This window comes from Bacillus sp. FJAT-49736 (assembly GCF_018343615.1).
In the GTDB taxonomy this organism is placed as follows: Bacteria; Bacillota; Bacilli; order Bacillales; family Bacillaceae_C; genus Margalitia.
In genome coordinates this window covers 1,895,876-1,912,303 of sequence record NZ_JAGYPI010000001.1, presented here as the reverse complement: position 1 = coordinate 1,912,303, position 16,428 = coordinate 1,895,876, and the positions used below count along the sequence as shown (strand labels likewise).

The following is a 16,428-nucleotide window of genomic DNA, read 5'->3' as shown; positions in this document are numbered from 1 at the left end:
TATGAAAAGTGGTGTACAATGGAAATAAAGTGATTGAATGAGGCTTTTTGTCTGAAAAGGACGAGCCTTAAAGTGAGGTGCTGTATGATGAGCTCTTTTGACAAAACCATGCGATTTAACTTTTCGGATGAGCCTTTTGAACATGATGTGAAGGAAGTGCTTTTGCAAGTATATGAAGCGCTTCAAGAAAAAGGGTATAATCCGATAAATCAAATTGTCGGTTACTTGCTTTCCGGAGATCCTGCCTACATTCCAAGACATTATGATGCCAGAAACATTATTCGTAAGCTTGAACGAGATGAAATCATCGAAGAATTAGTTAAGTCGTATTTAAAACAGCATCGTGAGGGATATTAATTGAGAGTAATGGGTCTGGATGTTGGATCCAAAACAGTTGGTGTTGCAATTAGTGATGAACTGGGATGGACAGCACAAGGAATTGAAACGATTTCCATTGATGAAGAAAAAGGGAAATTTGGTTTTGAGCGAATCAAGGAACTTGCAGAAAGCTATCAAATTGAAAAAATGGTTGTTGGTCTTCCCAAAAACATGAATAATACTATTGGACCAAGAGGAGAAGCATCACTTGCTTATGCTGAAAAGCTTAAGGAACTTTTTGGCCTTCCAGTTATTATGTGGGATGAGCGTATGACAACTATGGCTGCTGAAAGAGTTTTGCTCGAAGCGGATGTGAGTAGGAAAAAACGGAAAAAAGTAATTGATAAAATGGCTGCAGTCATGATTTTGCAAGGGTTTCTTGACAGCCAATTATAACGAGGTGAATAAAATGGCACATGAACATGAAGAACATCAACATATCACAGTAGTAGACGAAGATGGTAACGAGCAGTTATTCGAAGTACTTTTTACTTTCGATTCAGAAGACTTCGGTAAATCCTATGTCTTATATTATCCATTAGGCTCTGAAGAAGATGAAAATGAAGAAATTGAAATTCATGCATCTTCCTATGTTCAACGTGAGGATGGTACAGAAGGAGACTTACAGCCTATTGAAACAGATGAAGAATGGGATATGATTGAGGAAATGTTAAATACATTTCTGGATGAAGAAGAGGAAGAATAAACTAATTTTGAAAGCTGACCTGATCATTAATCGGGTCAGCTTTCTTCTTTTACAAAGGCTATTTTCGCATAGATTGGTGCTCTTCGTATACTGTTATAAATCCTAATGTAGCATAGCTCGGGGCATCTTTACGTAAATATATACGAAAATTACCTGGAAGCTTTTGACCCTTATAAAGGTCCATCTTTACAAAGTTAACGAAAAGGGCCTTTACAAAAACCTTACTTTTCTATAATTTTCATATAAATTGCCGAAAGTTGTAGTATAATGTACAAGGTACTTGCGAAGCAAGGATAGTTATGAAGAAATGGAATAATAATATAAAAAATATATGCTTCGTATTTAAACATTTCTTGTAGAAAGGATGTGCAAATATTTGTCAGATAATCAACAAAATAACGGAAAATCCTCTAAATATTCATTAGAGGAAGCATTGGTTAAACAAGCGGAAGCAAGAACAATTAGAAGAATAGTCTCCATCATCAGCCTTTCCATACTATTGATTATTGGAGGTTTAATTTTGGCTGGATATATTTATGTCCAATCCTCCTTAAAACCAGTAGATTCAAAAAATCATGAGTTTAAAAAAGTTGTAATCCCAATTGGGTCCAGTGTTTCTTCGATAGGAAGCATTTTAGAGGATAAAGGTATCGTAAAAAATGGCATTATATTTAAATACTATGTGAAATTTAACAATGAAACTGGTTTTCAGGCAGGTACATATCAATTATCACCATCTATGACAATGGAGCAAATAGTAAAGTACTTGAAAACAGGAAAAGTTGAGAAAAATGCTGAAGTAAAAATTACTATTCCAGAGGGAATCCAGCTATCCGAAATTGCAGTGATTATTGCAAAAAATACGAATTATAAAAGTGTAGATATAATGAAACAAATAGATGATCAAAAATATGTGAAAAAGCTGATGAAGGAATACCCTACTTTATTGTCTAGTGATATCTTAAAACCGGAAGTTAAGCATCCACTTGAAGGGTATTTATTCCCAGCAACGTATTATTTCTATGAAAAAAAACCTTCACTAAATACTATTATTGCTAAAATGTTAGACAAAACGAACGCAGTAATGGAAAAATATCAAGATGACATGAACAAAAAGAAATTAACCCCTCAAAAATTATTGACTATGGCGTCTTTAATTGAAGAGGAGGCAACAAGTAAAGCCGATCGGCATAAAATTTCAAGTGTTTTCTACAATCGCATAAAGGTTGGAATGCCCTTGCAAACTGATCCGACTATTTTATATTCATTAAATAAACATAAGGAAAGAGTAACTTATAAAGATTTAGAGGTTAATTCTCCTTACAATACTTATAAAATAACTGGGCTTCCACCTAGTCCCATTGCAAACGCGGGTGAATTATCCATTGAAGCAGCTATTCATCCTGCAAATACTGATTATCTATACTTCTTGGCTGCTTCTAATACGGGAAAGGTCTACTTTTCCAAAACATTAGCCGAGCATAATCAATTAAAGGCAAAATATATCACGAACCAAAAATAATGGACGAAAATTCGCCTTCAGCAAAAAAATATGCTAATATAATAAACGGTAATTAAACGGCAATGAACACATAACATGCTATAGTAGAAAGCTGCCCTAAATAGCTTTCTACTTTCTTTGTAATGGGGAGGCATTTGAGTGCAAGATAAGCTGCATACGTATATCGAATCTTTAATAACAAAAAGAAAGCCGATTTTTGAAGAAATGGAAAGATATGCGGAAGAACATGGAGTTCCTATTATGGAGCTAACAGGAATAGAAACTTTGCTGCAAATATTAAGAATTCAAAGACCAGCAAAAATTCTTGAAATTGGTGCGGCAATCGGTTATTCTGCTATGAGAATAGCAGATGCATTGCCAAATTCTTATCTAGTAACAATTGAAAGAGACGAAAATCGTTTTAAGCAGGCCATGAAAAATATTGAACGTGCAGGTATGATTGGGCAAATTAATGTTGTTCAAGGTGATGCTTTAGAAGTCTTTGAAAAAATAAAGAATGAAGGCCCATTCGATGCAATATTTGTGGATGCAGCTAAAGGACAATACTTGAAATTTTTTGAAATGTATTCTCCGCTTCTTTCAGAAAACGGCATTATTTTAACGGATAATGTCTTATTTAAAGGACTTGTAGCTGAGGACAATATTGAGAGTAAAAGGATAAGAAATTTAGTAAAGAAAATAAAAAATTATAATGAGTGGCTAATGAGTCATTCTCAATACATTACTACCATTATTCCAGTTGGAGATGGACTAGCCGTTAGCAAAAAAAGCAGCATATAAAAGAGATGAAGATGTGTTAGAGAGATGGAAGGGAGTTCTTTTTGGATGCGAAGAAAACCAGCAGTTATTGGGGTAGCAGGAGGTTCCGGCTCTGGAAAAACGAGTGTAACGAACGCTATATATGATCAATTTAAAGGCCACTCCATCCTAGTGATAGAACAGGACTATTATTACAAAGATCAGAGTCATCTACCTTTTGAAGAACGATTGAAAACAAATTATGATCATCCCCTTGCATTCGATAATGAATTATTAATTAGTCATATTCAAAAATTGTTAAATTATGAATCCATTGAAAAACCGGTATATGACTATACAATGCATACACGCTCTGAGAAAAAAATTCTTGTCGAACCGAAGGATGTCATTATTTTAGAAGGAATTTTAGTATTAGAAGATGAAAGATTGCGCAATTTAATGGATATAAAACTTTATGTGGATACCGATGCCGATTTGCGGATTATCAGACGAATGCTTCGGGATATTGAGGATCGCGGCCGAACTATGAATTCCGTAATTGATCAGTATATTAATGTGGTCCGACCGATGCATAATCAATTCATTGAACCAACTAAGAGATATGCCGATGTCATCATTCCTGAAGGCGGACAAAATCTTGTTGCCATCGATTTGGTAAATACCAAAATTCAAACAATTCTTGAACAAAAGTCATTTTTGTAATACGATTATTTATAAAATAATTATATATACATAAAGCGCGACAGATTCTTAGGTCGCGCTATGATGTATTTGTTAGCATGAAGATGGTTATTTGTTATTGAAAACCATCCATTATGTAGAATTACCATTTTAATGGCGGTGCAGGATAGATGGAATCTTGAAGAAGCATCACTATTACTTTCTACATAAAACAAAAATAGAACTAATAGGAGTGAAGGGATATGGCTACAGAAAAAGTATTTCCAATGACACAAGCCGGAAAAGAAAAATTAGAACAAGAACTGGAACATTTGAAAACGGTTAAACGTAAAGAGGTCGTTGAACGTATAAAAATCGCCAGAAGCTTTGGAGATCTTTCTGAAAACTCAGAGTATGATTCTGCGAAGGAAGAACAGGCTTTTGTGGAGGGGCGAATCACAACGATTGAAAATATGATTCGCAATGCAAAAATCATTGAGGATGACGGTACTAATTCAGATACTGTGTCTTTAGGAAAAACGGTTACATTTATTGAATTACCAGATGGTGATGAGGAAACATACTCTATTGTCGGAAGTGCTGAAGCAGATCCGTTTGAAGGGAAAATATCCAATGATTCACCAATTGCAAAAAGCTTGCTTGGCAAGAAAGTAAATGACGAGGTAACTGTCCAAACACCTGGTGGGGAAATGAAGGTAAGAATTATTTCCGTGAAATAATTATGCAATGAAAAACATCGATATTCACTGTTAAAGTGAACATCGATGTTTTTTTGTATTCAATATATCAAACTTGGTCAATAATGATAAGGATTTAGAAACAACTTACAAAAGCGGTGTTTAATATGAGAATAAAACGATATTATTTCTTAGCGGTTCTTATCCTTTTCATGATTGCTGCTTTAATAGCAAGACTTGTTCAAATTCAATTAATGGAAACGGAGTCTTTTACCAAACATCATATAAATTTAATGAGAGATAGTGTTGCCCAAAGAACACAAGAAATTGTGATTGATGATGGAAGGGGACAGTTTTTAGATCGTAACAATAAGCCATTAACTTATTCAGAAAAGCCAGTATTGATATTATTTCCATTTTTAAAGAATACAGTTTGGGACAAGCACAAGATAGCCACTATTTTAAACATATCCGAAACTAGCTTTGATTCAGCACTTGAAGATGCGAAGGAACCCTTTGTGTTTGGTGGAAAGAATCCATTTATATTAAGTGAGATGCAAGTAAAGGAAATCAATAATTTGAAAGTTCCTGGTGTATTTGCGGTATATAAAAGGTCACCAAGCAATAATAATATAGCGAGTCAGCTTATTGGGATAGTCGGTGAACAAGCGGAAACCTTTTTAAAAAGATATCCTGATAAGAAAGGGATGCAAAATGTAAAGATTGGGATAACCGGATTACAAAAACAGTTTGATGAATTTTTGTTGCCAGAGGGTGCATCCAAGCTTGTATACCATGTAGATGCATTGGGACAGCCTTTATTTGGAGTGGATGTGAAATATACCGGTTCAGGTAACCCTTACTATCCTGTAAACGTGCAAACAACCATTGATAGGGATTTGCAGGAGAAAATAGAGTCGTTAGTAAATAAGTATCCAATTCAAAAAGGTGGAGTAATCCTTTTGGATATTGAAAAAAATGAAATATTAGCCAATGTTTCAAGGCCATTAATGGACCCGAAGCATCCATTTGCTAATGAAGCATCGGTCAATATGATGACTGCTCAACAAATTCCAGGGTCTATATTTAAAACGGTTATTGCGGCTGCATCTATAGAGAATGAAACGGTAAATGAACAGGATCTTTTTCACTGCAGTGAAAATATGTATGGAAAGCCTGACAAACGAAAACTTGGTGAGTTAAATTTTGAGGAGAGTTTCGCAGAGAGCTGTAATCGAGCATTTGGAGACTTGGCAAAAAGATTAAAAGATAAAAACCCTAATCTAATTGAAGAATATGCTGAAAGATTAGGATTAATAGGTGAAATTAGCTGGAATGGAGATATCTTCCGTGTGGAGGATTTTTATCAACTCCATGTAGATAAAGGACAAGTTTTTGCGAATTCGGAAAGCAAAACGGATGATAATTTAGTTGCCCAAACAGGAATTGGTCAACAGGAGGTAAGGGTAACCCCTTTAGGAGTAGCTAATATGATGGCTACCATTGCAAGAGGGGGGCAAAAGGAAATGATTAGGGCTGTTTCTTCGTTAAAGTATAAGGATGGAACCACTCTAGTTGATTTTCCGCAAAAAAATCTTGATGGTGATACAATTTCCTCTTTAACAGCTATGAAGTTACAAAAAATGCTGAGGCAGGTTATAACTAGCACAAATGGAACAGGGAGATGGTTTCAAAATCTTCCTTATGAAGTGGCTGGTAAATCCGGTACCGCAGAAACTGGGATATTTAAAGGAAATGAACAGCTCCATAATAAATGGTTTGCAGGTTACTTTCCGTTTAATCAACCAAAATATGCTTTGGTAGTGGTAAATTTAGGAGTGCCTGAAAATGATGGAGGAATTAATCCACTCTTTGCAGATATTGTAAACCTCCTTTATAAGGAGAATATCAAATAAAGGCAGTTTTTGTATATGGTTTTCAATTCTTAAATGACCTGGCTGCAAGGAATCATGTATTAACAAGAGTTGTCAACTTAATGAACAAACTTGATGAAAAGAGCCTAGGTATAAGGAAGGATGATTCTTCTTTCCACTGTTATCTGCTTTCCTCTTGTCTAAACTCGTGTTATGATAATGTCATTGGTAAAAGGGAGGTTGAAAGATGGCAAATGAATATAATCATCCAAACCGATCTCGCTCAATGCAAAGAGCAAAACGCAGAAAAACAAACATTATTTTAAACTCATTAATTGTCATCGTTATATTATTAATCATCATTGTAGCATACACTATTTTTATCGGTGGCGGTAAAAACGATGAAAAAAGCTCTCCACCTGCTAAAACAGCTCATACTCAAAAAAATAACAATGATGCAAAGAGTGACGCAAATAAGTCAAACAATGAAAGCAAGAATAACACATCCGATAACAATAATAAAAATGACACTACTGCAGATGACAATCAATCCAATACGAATGTGGATGAAAGTGGAGACAGCAACTTAGAGAACTCTGAAGTTGTTTCAAATGAAGGAAATGACCCAAATGTCAAAAAGACATATGTTAATCCGAATTGGGCACCTGTAGGTACCAATCAAACAAGTGGTCATCAATATTCTTCTGATCAAAATTCAGTGGATTGGCAAGAAAAAGAAAAAGCATTAGCTTATGCAACTGGAATTCCATCTGATCAAATGACTATTTGGTATTTGGGAAGAAATTCTTCTGACTCGTCAGTAGTAGGAACCATATCATCTAAAGAAAATAAAAAAGCATATCGGGTCTATCTTGAGTGGGTAGACAGCCAAGGCTGGAAACCTACTAAAGTGGAAGAATTAAAGCATAATGACCGACAATAGATGTAAAAAGGATATTAATTTACGAAAATTAATATCCTTTTTGCATTGCTTTTTTTAATTTAAAATGTACAACGGCGGAAAAGTATTTTTTTCCTGATTGATCTATATGCATTTGATGAGAAACGGAGGCAACCTCCAGCATTATCGCTTTGTTATATTCGATTTGTTCATTTATCTTTTTCTCTATGCTCGCTAAATCTGTTCCTTCGAAAAATTCAATTTTATCTTCTATCATTTCTAACTGAATGCTCATATTAATCCCTCCAGTCCTATTGTAGCCTGCGTATATTATTCAATCAAGGAATCATAGTAGGTTTTTTAAGTTCATTGTTTTATAATAGGAAAAGTATGTTGATTTTTGATAAGAAAGAGGTTGGATAATGAAAGCAGCTATTATAGGAGCAATGGAAGAGGAAGTAGCTTACTTACGTGAGAATATGGATAATCCAAGATTTGAAACGATAGCAGGATGTGAATTTATATCAGGGACTATGAAGGGAAAAGATGTAGTGCTTCTCCGTTCAGGTATTGGTAAAGTAAATGCTGCGATGTCTACAGCTATCCTTCTGCAGCATTTTAAACCGACTGTTGTCATTAACACAGGTTCTGCAGGTGGGCTAGATCCTAAGCTTCAAGTAGGGGATATCGTAATCTCCACCGAGGTTCGTCACCACGATGTAGATGTGACAGCATTTGGCTATGAGTATGGGCAAGTTCCGCAAATGCCGCCAGCTTTTGAGGCTAATGAAAAATTAATGAAAATCGCAGAAGATAGTGCAAAAAAAATAACAGATATTCAAGTTGTAAAAGGACTTATTGCAACTGGTGATTCCTTCATGAGCGATCCGGAACGAGTGGAATCTATTCGACATAAATTCCGGGATTTACAGGCGGTAGAAATGGAAGCTGCTGCAATCGCACAGGTAGCCTTTCAATTCGACACTCCGTTTGTCATCATTCGAGCATTATCGGACATAGCTGGAAAGGAATCCAATATTTCTTTTGACCAATTTTTAGAAAAGGCAGCGCTTCATTCTGCAAACTTAGTAATGGATATCGTTAATAATCTATAATAAAAAAGTGACCGGGGTAGAGACTAAATGTAAAAATAGCCTCCTTACCCCTTTTTTCCATCCTTCCCTTCATTTACATTCTAATTTGCCTGCTAATCTATGATAAAGTTAAAATATAGTTTCATAGAGAAAGCAAGGTGTGTCAATGTGAATAAAGAAAAGAGATTACAGGGAAAGATGAATGATTTTAAAAGGTATGGTTTCACTTTATTAGCATTAACAGCCTTTTTATATTTAGGCGTTGTCATGCCTATTGCAGGCAAAACACAGGAGAAAACCTATATATTAATAGGTGGTACAGTTGTCTTATTAATTTTATCAGCCTTGTGCTTTTTATATTCTAATAAATGTCGAAACCTTTTGTTGGATTCAGAAGAAGGTCAAGAATACTTAGATTAAGAAATGACGTAATTATTACGTTATTTCTTTTTTTTTTGTGGGAGTTTATGTTTCATAATTAAATTTTTTTATTGACATACTAATAAGTGTGTATGTTATTATATATCTCGTTAACTTATTTCGTATACGAATTATTCGAGTGGGAACAAAAAGTGAGGAGGGGGGAAATTGCAGGTTTTAAATAATGAAATAATTGATTCATTTACAAAGATTAACAAGGCTATCTATAGGCTATTAAAGAAAGATGCAGAGTCTATAGGGATTACAGATGTTCAGCTAAAGGCACTGTATAGAATCCAATTGCATCCAAATGTTGGATTGAGTGAATTAGCAGAGGGCATGAGATTAACAAATAGTACTGTTAGCGGGGTAATAGATAGGCTTGTAAATCAAAATTTGGTTGACAGGGTAACCTCGCCTCAAGATCGCAGAGCTATTACATTGCAGCTTACTCCTGAAGGCGAGGAAAAAATAGTTAAATTATTTCAATCAGATTCAATCTTGGTTGAAAAATTGAATGAAATTCAGCAATTCCCGCCGGAGGAGATTAAGAAATTGCTTAGTCTCCATGAACGCATACTTGAAACATTGACAATTAAGGAGGAATAGTTCATCTATGAATGCAAGACGTATGATTTTAATCAATGTAATATTACTAATTATTCTAGTTGGTGGAGGATTTACTGGTTACTATTTCTATAATAAGTCTGTGACCTATTTGTCTACAGATAATGCTCAAATTGCAGGACAGCAAGTAGCTATTGCATCACCGGCTGCAGGTAAGCTAGTAACATGGAATGCAAAAGTCGGCGAAAGGTTCAATAAGGGCGATAAAGTTGGAACTGTACAAGTAATGGGTGATAAAGGTGTTATGAATGTAGATATTACAGCTCCAGCTGATGGAACTGTAGTACAATCCAATGGTGTAAAAGACACTTTTGTTGGTGCTGGTACTCCGATTGCACAAAGCTATGACTTGGATAATCTATGGATAACAGCGAATATTAAGGAAACAGACATTAATGATGTAAAAGTTGGTCAAGATGTGGATGTATATGTGGATGCATATCCAAATTCAAATTTAAGCGGTAAGGTGAAAACGATTGGTTTAGCCACAGCAGGTACTTTTTCATTACTGCCAAGCAATAATGCTTCCGGTAACTATACAAAAGAGGTGCAAGTCATTCCTGTCAAAATTTCTATTGAAAATTATGGTGGATTAGATTTAGTTCCTGGTATGAATGTGACTGTGCGAATCCATAAGTAGGTGATATCATGACAATATATATCGCTAGTTATATTCTGATTTCGATTATTTTGCTTGTCATTATTAATTTGGCACTAAAAAGAAGCAAAAATAAGCGAATAAATACAGATAGAAATGCGGAAAACGAGTCGGTTGCAATAAAAGAGGAAAGAAGTAAGAAGGAAGATTTCTTAACTCAAAAAGAAGAAGTCGTTAATGAAGAAGCTAATGCAGAAGAAGCAAAAGCAGAAGAAGTTGATGATGAAGCCTCATATGCTGATGAATTAATCCGGGAAACATTAAAAGAATCACCAATTTCTGAACCGGCATTAGAATATGTAAATGAGGAAGCAGGAAAAACGGAAAAAACTGCTGATAAACGTGGTTTTAGTGTTTCTCCGGATATTGCGAACCACCGTGGGAAAATTATAGCTGCAATGATGCTTGGAGCATTTGTGGCGATATTAAATCAAACTTTGTTAAATGTTGCGCTTCCACATATTATGAATGATTTAGGAATTACAGCAAATACCGTTCAATGGCTATCAACAGGTTACATGCTAACAAATGGTATCTTTATTCCTATTACAGCTTTTTTAATTGCAAGACTAGGTACGAGAAAATTATTTCTTTCTGCCATCTTTGCATTTACGATCGGGTCTGTACTTTGTTCTATTTCAACCACCTTCTCCTTGCTTATGATTGGAAGGATAATCCAAGCTGCGGGAGCAGGTGTTATTATGCCACTCTTAATGACGGTATTTATGACCATTTTCCCTCCTGAAAAACGTGGTGCTGCAATGGGATTAATGGGGGTTGCGATGATATTTGCCCCTGCAGTTGGTCCTACCTTATCAGGTTGGTTAATTGGGCATTACTCTTGGAGATTACTATTTGATATAATTATTCCATTTGGAATTATAGATCTTATCTTAGCCTTTTTCTGGATGAAAGACGTTACAAAAGTCACGAAACCAAAATTTGATACATGGGGCTTTATCTTTTCAACTATTGGTTTTGGCTTCCTTTTATACGGTTTCAGTGAAGCCGGAAATGATGGATGGTCAAGTGCAACAGTAGTCATTTCGCTAATAGTTGGGATTATTTCTATCATTGCATTTGTAATACGAGAATTCTCAACGGATTCTCCGATGCTTGATTTGCATGTATTCAAATTTGATATCTTTGCACTAACAACTGTCGTCAGTATGGTAATCAATATGGCAATGTTTGCCGCAATGATATTACTTCCGATATACTTGCAAAATATTCGCGGATTCACTGCCCTTCAATCAGGCTTATTAATGTTGCCTGGTGCGATTATTATGGGGATAATGTCACCGATTTCGGGACGATTATTTGATAAGATGGGTGCAAGACCGCTTGCTGTGATTGGTCTCATTATTACAGTTGCGACTACATGGCAATTTTCTCATTTAACCATGCAAACTACGTATGGACATATTATGCTCTTGTATGTATTACGGATGTTTGGTATGTCCTTTATTATGATGACGGTAATGACGGAAGGTATGAACCAATTGCCGCTTCATTTGACTAGTCACGGAACAGCAGCATCCAATACGGCAAGAACGGTTGCAGGAAGTATTGGAACAGCCTTTCTAGTAACTGTTATGACGACCAGAGCAAGCTTCCATACAGCGAATTACGGCAATGTCATTACAAGTGATAATCCATATTTAGCCGCAAAGTTAAGCCAACTTGGTCAGGCAATTGCCCATGCAGGTGGCCTTCCAGATCAAGCGGGTCAAACATTAGGGGCATATATTATAAGTGGAAAAGTGGCACAACAGGCAACCATAAGCGGTATTAATGATGCATTTGTTGTTGCAACAGGAATCGCTGCAATTGCACTGATCCTTGCCTTTTTCATTAAAAGATCAAGACCTGCAACAAAAAAATAACTTTTTTAGCCAAAGAGAGGAAACTTTCTTTGGCTTTTTGCATATTTATAAAGGGTCGGCTTTTTTCGGAAGTAAAAACTCATCGACTAAGGCTCTTTTCTTATACATGCTGCTAGTGGTGACGAAATACTAATACCAATCCTTTGATTAGTTAAGAATCAAAAAACATCTTATGGAAAGATACCCCGAAACCAAGTCTTAAGTAGGATGGATAACAATATATGAAATACAACAAGTTAATATCTGCTTTAGGATTCTAACCATAAATGTGAAAACAGCCTATACTCATGTATCCGGCCTTGAAAAAATTTTAAAACTTTTTTATATTTTTTTGTTTACAATTGCAAAATAGTTGGTTATACTTACCACTGTAAGCAAAAATTTCTTAAAGGAGGTCGTTTGATATGAAAAACTTAAAAGTAAACGTAACTGCCTTAATTTCATATAGAACACATTCGACCTTGGATGGATTGAATTTGCTTTAATGATTCGATAATCCTGCCGTAGGAAGAATGTCTGTCTTCCTGCGGCTTTTTTGTGCCTTTTTGCGCAATTTAGGTATGCCGCTGGAAGAATCAGTATCTTCCTGCGGTTTTTTTATGCTTTTGTTTTGGTAAAATTTATAAATTTATGATTGGAGGTGATAGATCATGACACTTAATCTTATTTTCACAAAAGTCAATTTGAAAAAGAGAAATACAGTAAAAGAATATAAGCAAGTCCGAAAAATAGAAGCACTTTTAGAACAAAACAAATTAAAGCATAATGACATGATGCTAAGGCATTATTATTAAGGGAAAAAATAATGAAAAAAACAGAGGTGATAAATCATGATACTAAACTTAATTTTTACAAAAATGAATATGAAAAAGAAAAATACAGTAAAAGAACATAAGCAATTGCGAAAAATAGAAGCACTTTTAGAACAAAACAAATTAAAGCATAATGATATGATGTTAAGACATTATTATTAAGGTAAAAATAATGAAAATAATGGAGGTGATAAATCATGACACTCAACTTAATTTTTACAAAAATCAATTTGAAAAAGAGAAATACAGTAAAAGAATATAAACAAGTGCAAAAAATAGAAGCACTCTTGGAACAAAACAAATTAAAGCATAATGATATGATGTTAAGACATTATTATTAATCGAGATAACATTAAACATGGGAGGTGAAAAGGATGACGCTCAATCTAATATTTGTTACCGTAACAATTAAAAAACGAAGGAAAACGCTTGAGGAATATATTTACGAAGAAAATATATCCAAAATTTATGAAGAGATTAAGCTAAAGCACTGTGAATTACTTGTAAGAAGTAATTATTAATAAATAGATTATGGAGAGGAGAGATATATGATGATGTGTGTATTTCAAATTAAAAGACTAAATTTCATGTGGGTGGAGAAAGATTCTGCCTAACTGCCTAAGTTTAGGAGGGCGGCTGTAATGTTTTTGCATATTTTAGTGTTTACCGTATTTTTAAAGAAAAAATCCAAAAACAGTTGACCATGAATTTCGGTCAACTGTTTTTTTATGCAAATAAGTATCACTCTGCTGGGGCTTTTAGTTTTTTGCTCAAAATATAAAAAAAATCATGTGGAATTCCGAAAATTGTGATATGATTTCATTTGTAAATATTTCGACACTCTAAACAATTTAATTGTGGAAGTTCTAAGGAGAGAAGACATCATGATGTATTGGAAACGAAATCTATGGATACTTTGGATTGGTGCATTTTTTACTTCAGCAAGCTACTCAATGGTTATTCCGTTTTTACCTCTTTTCCTGCTCCAAATTGGGGTACATCAGCATACGGAAATGTGGTCAGGAATACTGTTTAGTGCTGCCTTTTTTGCTGGTGCTGTCGCGTCTCCGTATTGGGGAATGCTTTCGGATCGTTATGGTCGAAAACCTATGATCATCAGGGCGGGTATTGCTTTATTTGTTATCTATACCTTAACTGCTTTTGTAACAAATCCATATGAATTACTTGTGTTAAGGATTTTACAAGGGTTATTGTCCGGTTATATTCCGGGTGCAATTGCGCTCATTGGAACAAATACGCCGAACGATAAGGTTGGATATGCTCTTGCTATGATATCGACGGCTACTGCGTCTGGTGGTGTGGTAGGACCGCTTCTTGGAGGTGGAATTGCTGAATTAGTCGGCAATCGTGTTGCATTTGCCAGTGCAGGTATCCTTGTCTTTGTTTCCACGTTATTAGTAATATTTTGGGTTAAAGAAAAAAACTTCATCCCGAGTAAGTCAAAGGGATCGGTATTGCGGGATTTTAAAGAGGCTGCCTCTAATCGGACATTTTTAATCGTGATGCTTATGACTGTTATAACCTCATGCTCACTTATGACAATTGAACCGGTTCTGCCTTTATACATAGTGAAGCTTGGTGGTGCAGCGAAGAATGCCTCCTTCATTGCCGGTATAGTATTTTCCTTGCCTGGAATAGCCAGTGTAATTTTTGGACCTTTTTGGGGGAAATTCGCTGACAAAGTTGGCTTCCGTAAGGTGTTATTGATTGGTCTTCTTGGCGGAGGACTTGGAACGTTCGCACAAATAATATTTGGTCATATATGGGGCTTCTCAATTGTCCGTTTTGTGTTCGGAATTTTCTTTTGCGCAGTATTTCCTGCGATTAATGGACTTGTGGTTCGCTCCACGCGGGAGGATTTCAGAGGTCGTGCATTCGGGTTAAATCAAACCGCCAACCAAATAGGAGGCATGATTGGCCCTATAATAGGAGGCTTTATTGGTGGTATTTTTCCAGTCCAAACAGTATTTCTTGCCACTGGCATCCTACTCCTAGCAGCCATGGGCATGGCATACTTAACAAAAGAAAAGCAAGCCAACCAAACAGTGGTGCCAGGCACCACTCGTGGACAATAATTAAATTTGTGTCTTTGACGAACAAATGGAAATGAACCGAAAAAATATGAAAGCTTAAGGTATATTTTACCTTAGAAATTTATCAGACGGACAGACACAATCAACCTTCGTTTAACATAAGCATTACTATAGGCAAAAGCCTAACGGAGGTGAAAAAATGTCCGGTATCTTAACTGCAATTGGCTACTTTTTTAAAGAACTTGTTTTTTTGGTTTCTTATGTTAAAAATAATGCTTTTCCACAGCCCCTTTCAGCCACGGAAGAACGGAAATACTTACGAAGGATGGCGGAAGGTGATGAAGAAGCCCGGAACATTTTAATTGAACACAATCTGCGTCTCGTCGCCCATATAGTAAAAAAATTTGAAAATACCGGAGAAGACGTAGAGGATTTGATTTCAATTGGGACAATTGGATTAATCAAAGCAATTGAAAGCTATTCAGAAGGAAAAGGAACAAAACTAGCCACTTATGCCGCTCGTTGTATAGAAAATGAGATACTTATGCATTTGAGGGCTTTAAAGAAAACGAAAAAAGATATTTCCTTGCATGATCCAATTGGTCAAGATAAAGAAGGTAATGAAATATCCTTAATCGATGTCTTAAAATCCGATGCCGAGGATGTATTTGATACTATTCAGTTAAGCATGGAGCTAGAAAAGGTAAAAGAATATATACGTGTTTTAGATGATCGGGAAAAGGAAGTAATAATTGGTAGATTTGGATTAGATCTACAAAAGGAAAAAACACAGCGGGAAATAGCGAAAGAATTAGGTATTTCCAGAAGCTATGTATCTCGTATTGAAAAGCGGGCATTGATGAAAATGTTTCATGAATTTTATCGTGCTGAAAAAGAGAAGCTGAAAAGAAATCAACAGGAATAAAAAATTCGGACTAATCTGTCCGAATTTTTATTTCTAATTTACAAAAATTAAACCTTGTAGTTAATTTTTTGGAAAGTTGTCTACGTCTAGCTTCAAATGAAATTAGAAGGCAATTTCGCCATTTCCTTTATCTCAGTCAAAGACTACGAAATCCATACGCCAATGGGCAAGGCGCCCCGCGCATTTGTTCTTAAGCTTCACATTCCACACTTACCTCAGTAGAGATGATTAATCCAACAGCAGTAACAAGAATTAACCCAATAACAATGGCAAACATTTTCACCACTCCTACTTATATTTGATACTTTTAATGTAACACATCAAAAAATTGGAGTTTGAAGCAAAAATGAATATATTATTTCGAAGTAATGAACACTTTGTGACTAGCATTTTAGGAAACTATTTCGGATTTAATTGTGTTTTAAATATTAGAAAAATTAAAGAAACTAGTATA

21 protein-coding genes are annotated in these 16,428 nt (G+C 35.3%); 20 read left to right on the top strand and 1 reads right to left on the bottom strand.

Annotated elements, in window-relative coordinates:
* Nucleotides 1-87 precede the first annotated feature (87 nt).
* The 9 genes from KHA87_RS10100 to KHA87_RS10060 all read left to right on the top strand — a co-directional run bounded on the left by KHA87_RS10100 (nucleotide 88) and on the right by KHA87_RS10060 (nucleotide 7,540).
* On the top strand, nucleotides 88-357 hold the full coding sequence (locus KHA87_RS10100) for an IreB family regulatory phosphoprotein (protein WP_213094311.1): 270 nt from the start codon (nucleotides 88-90) through the stop codon (nucleotides 355-357).
* Nucleotides 358-774, top strand: a complete 417-nt coding sequence (gene ruvX / locus KHA87_RS10095) for a Holliday junction resolvase RuvX (protein WP_213093929.1) — start codon at nucleotides 358-360, stop codon at nucleotides 772-774.
* Nucleotides 775-787: 13 nt separating this feature from the next.
* A complete protein-coding gene (locus KHA87_RS10090; protein ID WP_213093928.1) occupies nucleotides 788-1,084 on the top strand; it encodes a DUF1292 domain-containing protein in 297 nt (98 codons plus the stop codon).
* A 433-nt stretch (nucleotides 1,085-1,517) separates the two neighbouring features.
* Nucleotides 1,518-2,606 (top strand): endolytic transglycosylase MltG, encoded by a 1,089-nt coding sequence (gene mltG, locus KHA87_RS10085; RefSeq protein ID WP_249310358.1) that lies wholly within the window; start codon nucleotides 1,518-1,520, stop codon nucleotides 2,604-2,606.
* Between the two features lie 138 nt (nucleotides 2,607-2,744).
* Entirely contained in the window at nucleotides 2,745-3,386 is a 642-nt protein-coding gene (locus KHA87_RS10080) for an O-methyltransferase (protein WP_349305567.1), read from the top strand.
* A 45-nt stretch (nucleotides 3,387-3,431) separates the two neighbouring features.
* Nucleotides 3,432-4,067: a uridine kinase gene (udk, locus tag KHA87_RS10075; RefSeq protein ID WP_213093926.1), complete on the top strand. Its 636-nt coding sequence runs from the start codon at nucleotides 3,432-3,434 to the stop codon at nucleotides 4,065-4,067.
* Between the two features lie 221 nt (nucleotides 4,068-4,288).
* Nucleotides 4,289-4,765, top strand: coding sequence for a transcription elongation factor GreA (greA, locus tag KHA87_RS10070; RefSeq protein WP_213093925.1), 477 nt, complete (start codon nucleotides 4,289-4,291; stop codon nucleotides 4,763-4,765).
* A 125-nt stretch (nucleotides 4,766-4,890) separates the two neighbouring features.
* On the top strand, nucleotides 4,891-6,639 hold the full coding sequence (locus tag KHA87_RS10065; protein ID WP_213093924.1) for a peptidoglycan D,D-transpeptidase FtsI family protein: 1,749 nt from the start codon (nucleotides 4,891-4,893) through the stop codon (nucleotides 6,637-6,639).
* Nucleotides 6,640-6,844: 205 nt separating this feature from the next.
* On the top strand, nucleotides 6,845-7,540 hold the full coding sequence (locus KHA87_RS10060) for a YrrS family protein (protein WP_213093923.1): 696 nt from the start codon (nucleotides 6,845-6,847) through the stop codon (nucleotides 7,538-7,540).
* A gap of 28 nt (nucleotides 7,541-7,568) precedes the next feature.
* Here the strand turns inward: KHA87_RS10060 and KHA87_RS10055 are convergent, their stop codons facing one another.
* Nucleotides 7,569-7,793, bottom strand: coding sequence for a YrzA family protein (locus KHA87_RS10055; RefSeq protein ID WP_213093922.1), 225 nt, complete (start codon nucleotides 7,791-7,793; stop codon nucleotides 7,569-7,571).
* 127 nt (nucleotides 7,794-7,920) lie between these two features.
* Between KHA87_RS10055 and mtnN the strand changes: the two genes are divergently transcribed.
* The 11 genes from mtnN (at nucleotide 7,921) to sigK (ending at nucleotide 15,974) form a co-directional block, all read left to right on the top strand.
* Nucleotides 7,921-8,613 carry a 5'-methylthioadenosine/S-adenosylhomocysteine nucleosidase gene (mtnN, locus tag KHA87_RS10050; protein ID WP_213093921.1) on the top strand — a complete coding sequence of 231 codons (693 nt, stop codon included), beginning with the start codon at nucleotides 7,921-7,923 and terminating at the stop codon, nucleotides 8,611-8,613.
* Nucleotides 8,614-8,760: 147 nt separating this feature from the next.
* Entirely contained in the window at nucleotides 8,761-9,012 is a 252-nt protein-coding gene (locus KHA87_RS10045; protein ID WP_349305566.1) for a YrhC family protein, read from the top strand.
* 168 nt (nucleotides 9,013-9,180) lie between these two features.
* Nucleotides 9,181-9,621, top strand: a complete 441-nt coding sequence (locus KHA87_RS10040) for a MarR family winged helix-turn-helix transcriptional regulator (protein ID WP_213093919.1) — start codon at nucleotides 9,181-9,183, stop codon at nucleotides 9,619-9,621.
* A 7-nt stretch (nucleotides 9,622-9,628) separates the two neighbouring features.
* Nucleotides 9,629-10,279, top strand: a complete 651-nt coding sequence (locus tag KHA87_RS10035) for a beta-barrel domain-containing protein (protein ID WP_213093918.1) — start codon at nucleotides 9,629-9,631, stop codon at nucleotides 10,277-10,279.
* An 8-nt stretch (nucleotides 10,280-10,287) separates the two neighbouring features.
* Nucleotides 10,288-12,183: a DHA2 family efflux MFS transporter permease subunit gene (locus KHA87_RS10030; protein WP_213093917.1), complete on the top strand. Its 1,896-nt coding sequence runs from the start codon at nucleotides 10,288-10,290 to the stop codon at nucleotides 12,181-12,183.
* A 650-nt stretch (nucleotides 12,184-12,833) separates the two neighbouring features.
* On the top strand, nucleotides 12,834-12,977 hold the full coding sequence (locus KHA87_RS10025) for a hypothetical protein (RefSeq protein WP_213093916.1): 144 nt from the start codon (nucleotides 12,834-12,836) through the stop codon (nucleotides 12,975-12,977).
* 36 nt (nucleotides 12,978-13,013) lie between these two features.
* Nucleotides 13,014-13,157 (top strand): hypothetical protein, encoded by a 144-nt coding sequence (locus tag KHA87_RS10020; RefSeq protein ID WP_213093915.1) that lies wholly within the window; start codon nucleotides 13,014-13,016, stop codon nucleotides 13,155-13,157.
* Between the two features lie 35 nt (nucleotides 13,158-13,192).
* A complete protein-coding gene (locus tag KHA87_RS10015) occupies nucleotides 13,193-13,336 on the top strand; it encodes a hypothetical protein (protein ID WP_213093914.1) in 144 nt (47 codons plus the stop codon).
* Between the two features lie 33 nt (nucleotides 13,337-13,369).
* Nucleotides 13,370-13,516 carry a YrzI family small protein gene (locus KHA87_RS10010; RefSeq protein WP_213093913.1) on the top strand — a complete coding sequence of 49 codons (147 nt, stop codon included), beginning with the start codon at nucleotides 13,370-13,372 and terminating at the stop codon, nucleotides 13,514-13,516.
* A 363-nt stretch (nucleotides 13,517-13,879) separates the two neighbouring features.
* Complete coding sequence (locus tag KHA87_RS10005) at nucleotides 13,880-15,091, top strand: MFS transporter (RefSeq protein WP_213093912.1); 1,212 nt, start codon at nucleotides 13,880-13,882, stop codon at nucleotides 15,089-15,091.
* Nucleotides 15,092-15,248: 157 nt separating this feature from the next.
* The gene (sigK, locus tag KHA87_RS10000; RefSeq protein WP_213093911.1) at nucleotides 15,249-15,974 is read left to right on the top strand and encodes an RNA polymerase sporulation sigma factor SigK; all 726 of its coding nucleotides are present in this window, start codon (nucleotides 15,249-15,251) and stop codon (nucleotides 15,972-15,974) included.
* Nucleotides 15,975-16,428 lie beyond the last annotated feature (454 nt).

Coding starts and splice junctions, on each gene's coding strand:
- KHA87_RS10100 (WP_213094311.1), top strand. CDS start 88: ATGAGCTCTTTTGACAAAACCATGCGATTTAACTTTTCGGATGAGCCT.
- KHA87_RS10090 (WP_213093928.1), top strand. CDS start 788: ATGGCACATGAACATGAAGAACATCAACATATCACAGTAGTAGACGAA.
- udk (WP_213093926.1), top strand. CDS start 3,432: ATGCGAAGAAAACCAGCAGTTATTGGGGTAGCAGGAGGTTCCGGCTCT.
- greA (WP_213093925.1), top strand. CDS start 4,289: ATGGCTACAGAAAAAGTATTTCCAATGACACAAGCCGGAAAAGAAAAA.
- KHA87_RS10065 (WP_213093924.1), top strand. CDS start 4,891: ATGAGAATAAAACGATATTATTTCTTAGCGGTTCTTATCCTTTTCATG.
- KHA87_RS10060 (WP_213093923.1), top strand. CDS start 6,845: ATGGCAAATGAATATAATCATCCAAACCGATCTCGCTCAATGCAAAGA.
- KHA87_RS10055 (WP_213093922.1), bottom strand. CDS start 7,793: ATGAGCATTCAGTTAGAAATGATAGAAGATAAAATTGAATTTTTCGAA.
- mtnN (WP_213093921.1), top strand. CDS start 7,921: ATGAAAGCAGCTATTATAGGAGCAATGGAAGAGGAAGTAGCTTACTTA.
- KHA87_RS10035 (WP_213093918.1), top strand. CDS start 9,629: ATGAATGCAAGACGTATGATTTTAATCAATGTAATATTACTAATTATT.
- KHA87_RS10030 (WP_213093917.1), top strand. CDS start 10,288: ATGACAATATATATCGCTAGTTATATTCTGATTTCGATTATTTTGCTT.
- KHA87_RS10025 (WP_213093916.1), top strand. CDS start 12,834: ATGACACTTAATCTTATTTTCACAAAAGTCAATTTGAAAAAGAGAAAT.
- KHA87_RS10020 (WP_213093915.1), top strand. CDS start 13,014: ATGATACTAAACTTAATTTTTACAAAAATGAATATGAAAAAGAAAAAT.
- KHA87_RS10015 (WP_213093914.1), top strand. CDS start 13,193: ATGACACTCAACTTAATTTTTACAAAAATCAATTTGAAAAAGAGAAAT.
- KHA87_RS10010 (WP_213093913.1), top strand. CDS start 13,370: ATGACGCTCAATCTAATATTTGTTACCGTAACAATTAAAAAACGAAGG.
- KHA87_RS10005 (WP_213093912.1), top strand. CDS start 13,880: ATGATGTATTGGAAACGAAATCTATGGATACTTTGGATTGGTGCATTT.
- sigK (WP_213093911.1), top strand. CDS start 15,249: ATGTCCGGTATCTTAACTGCAATTGGCTACTTTTTTAAAGAACTTGTT.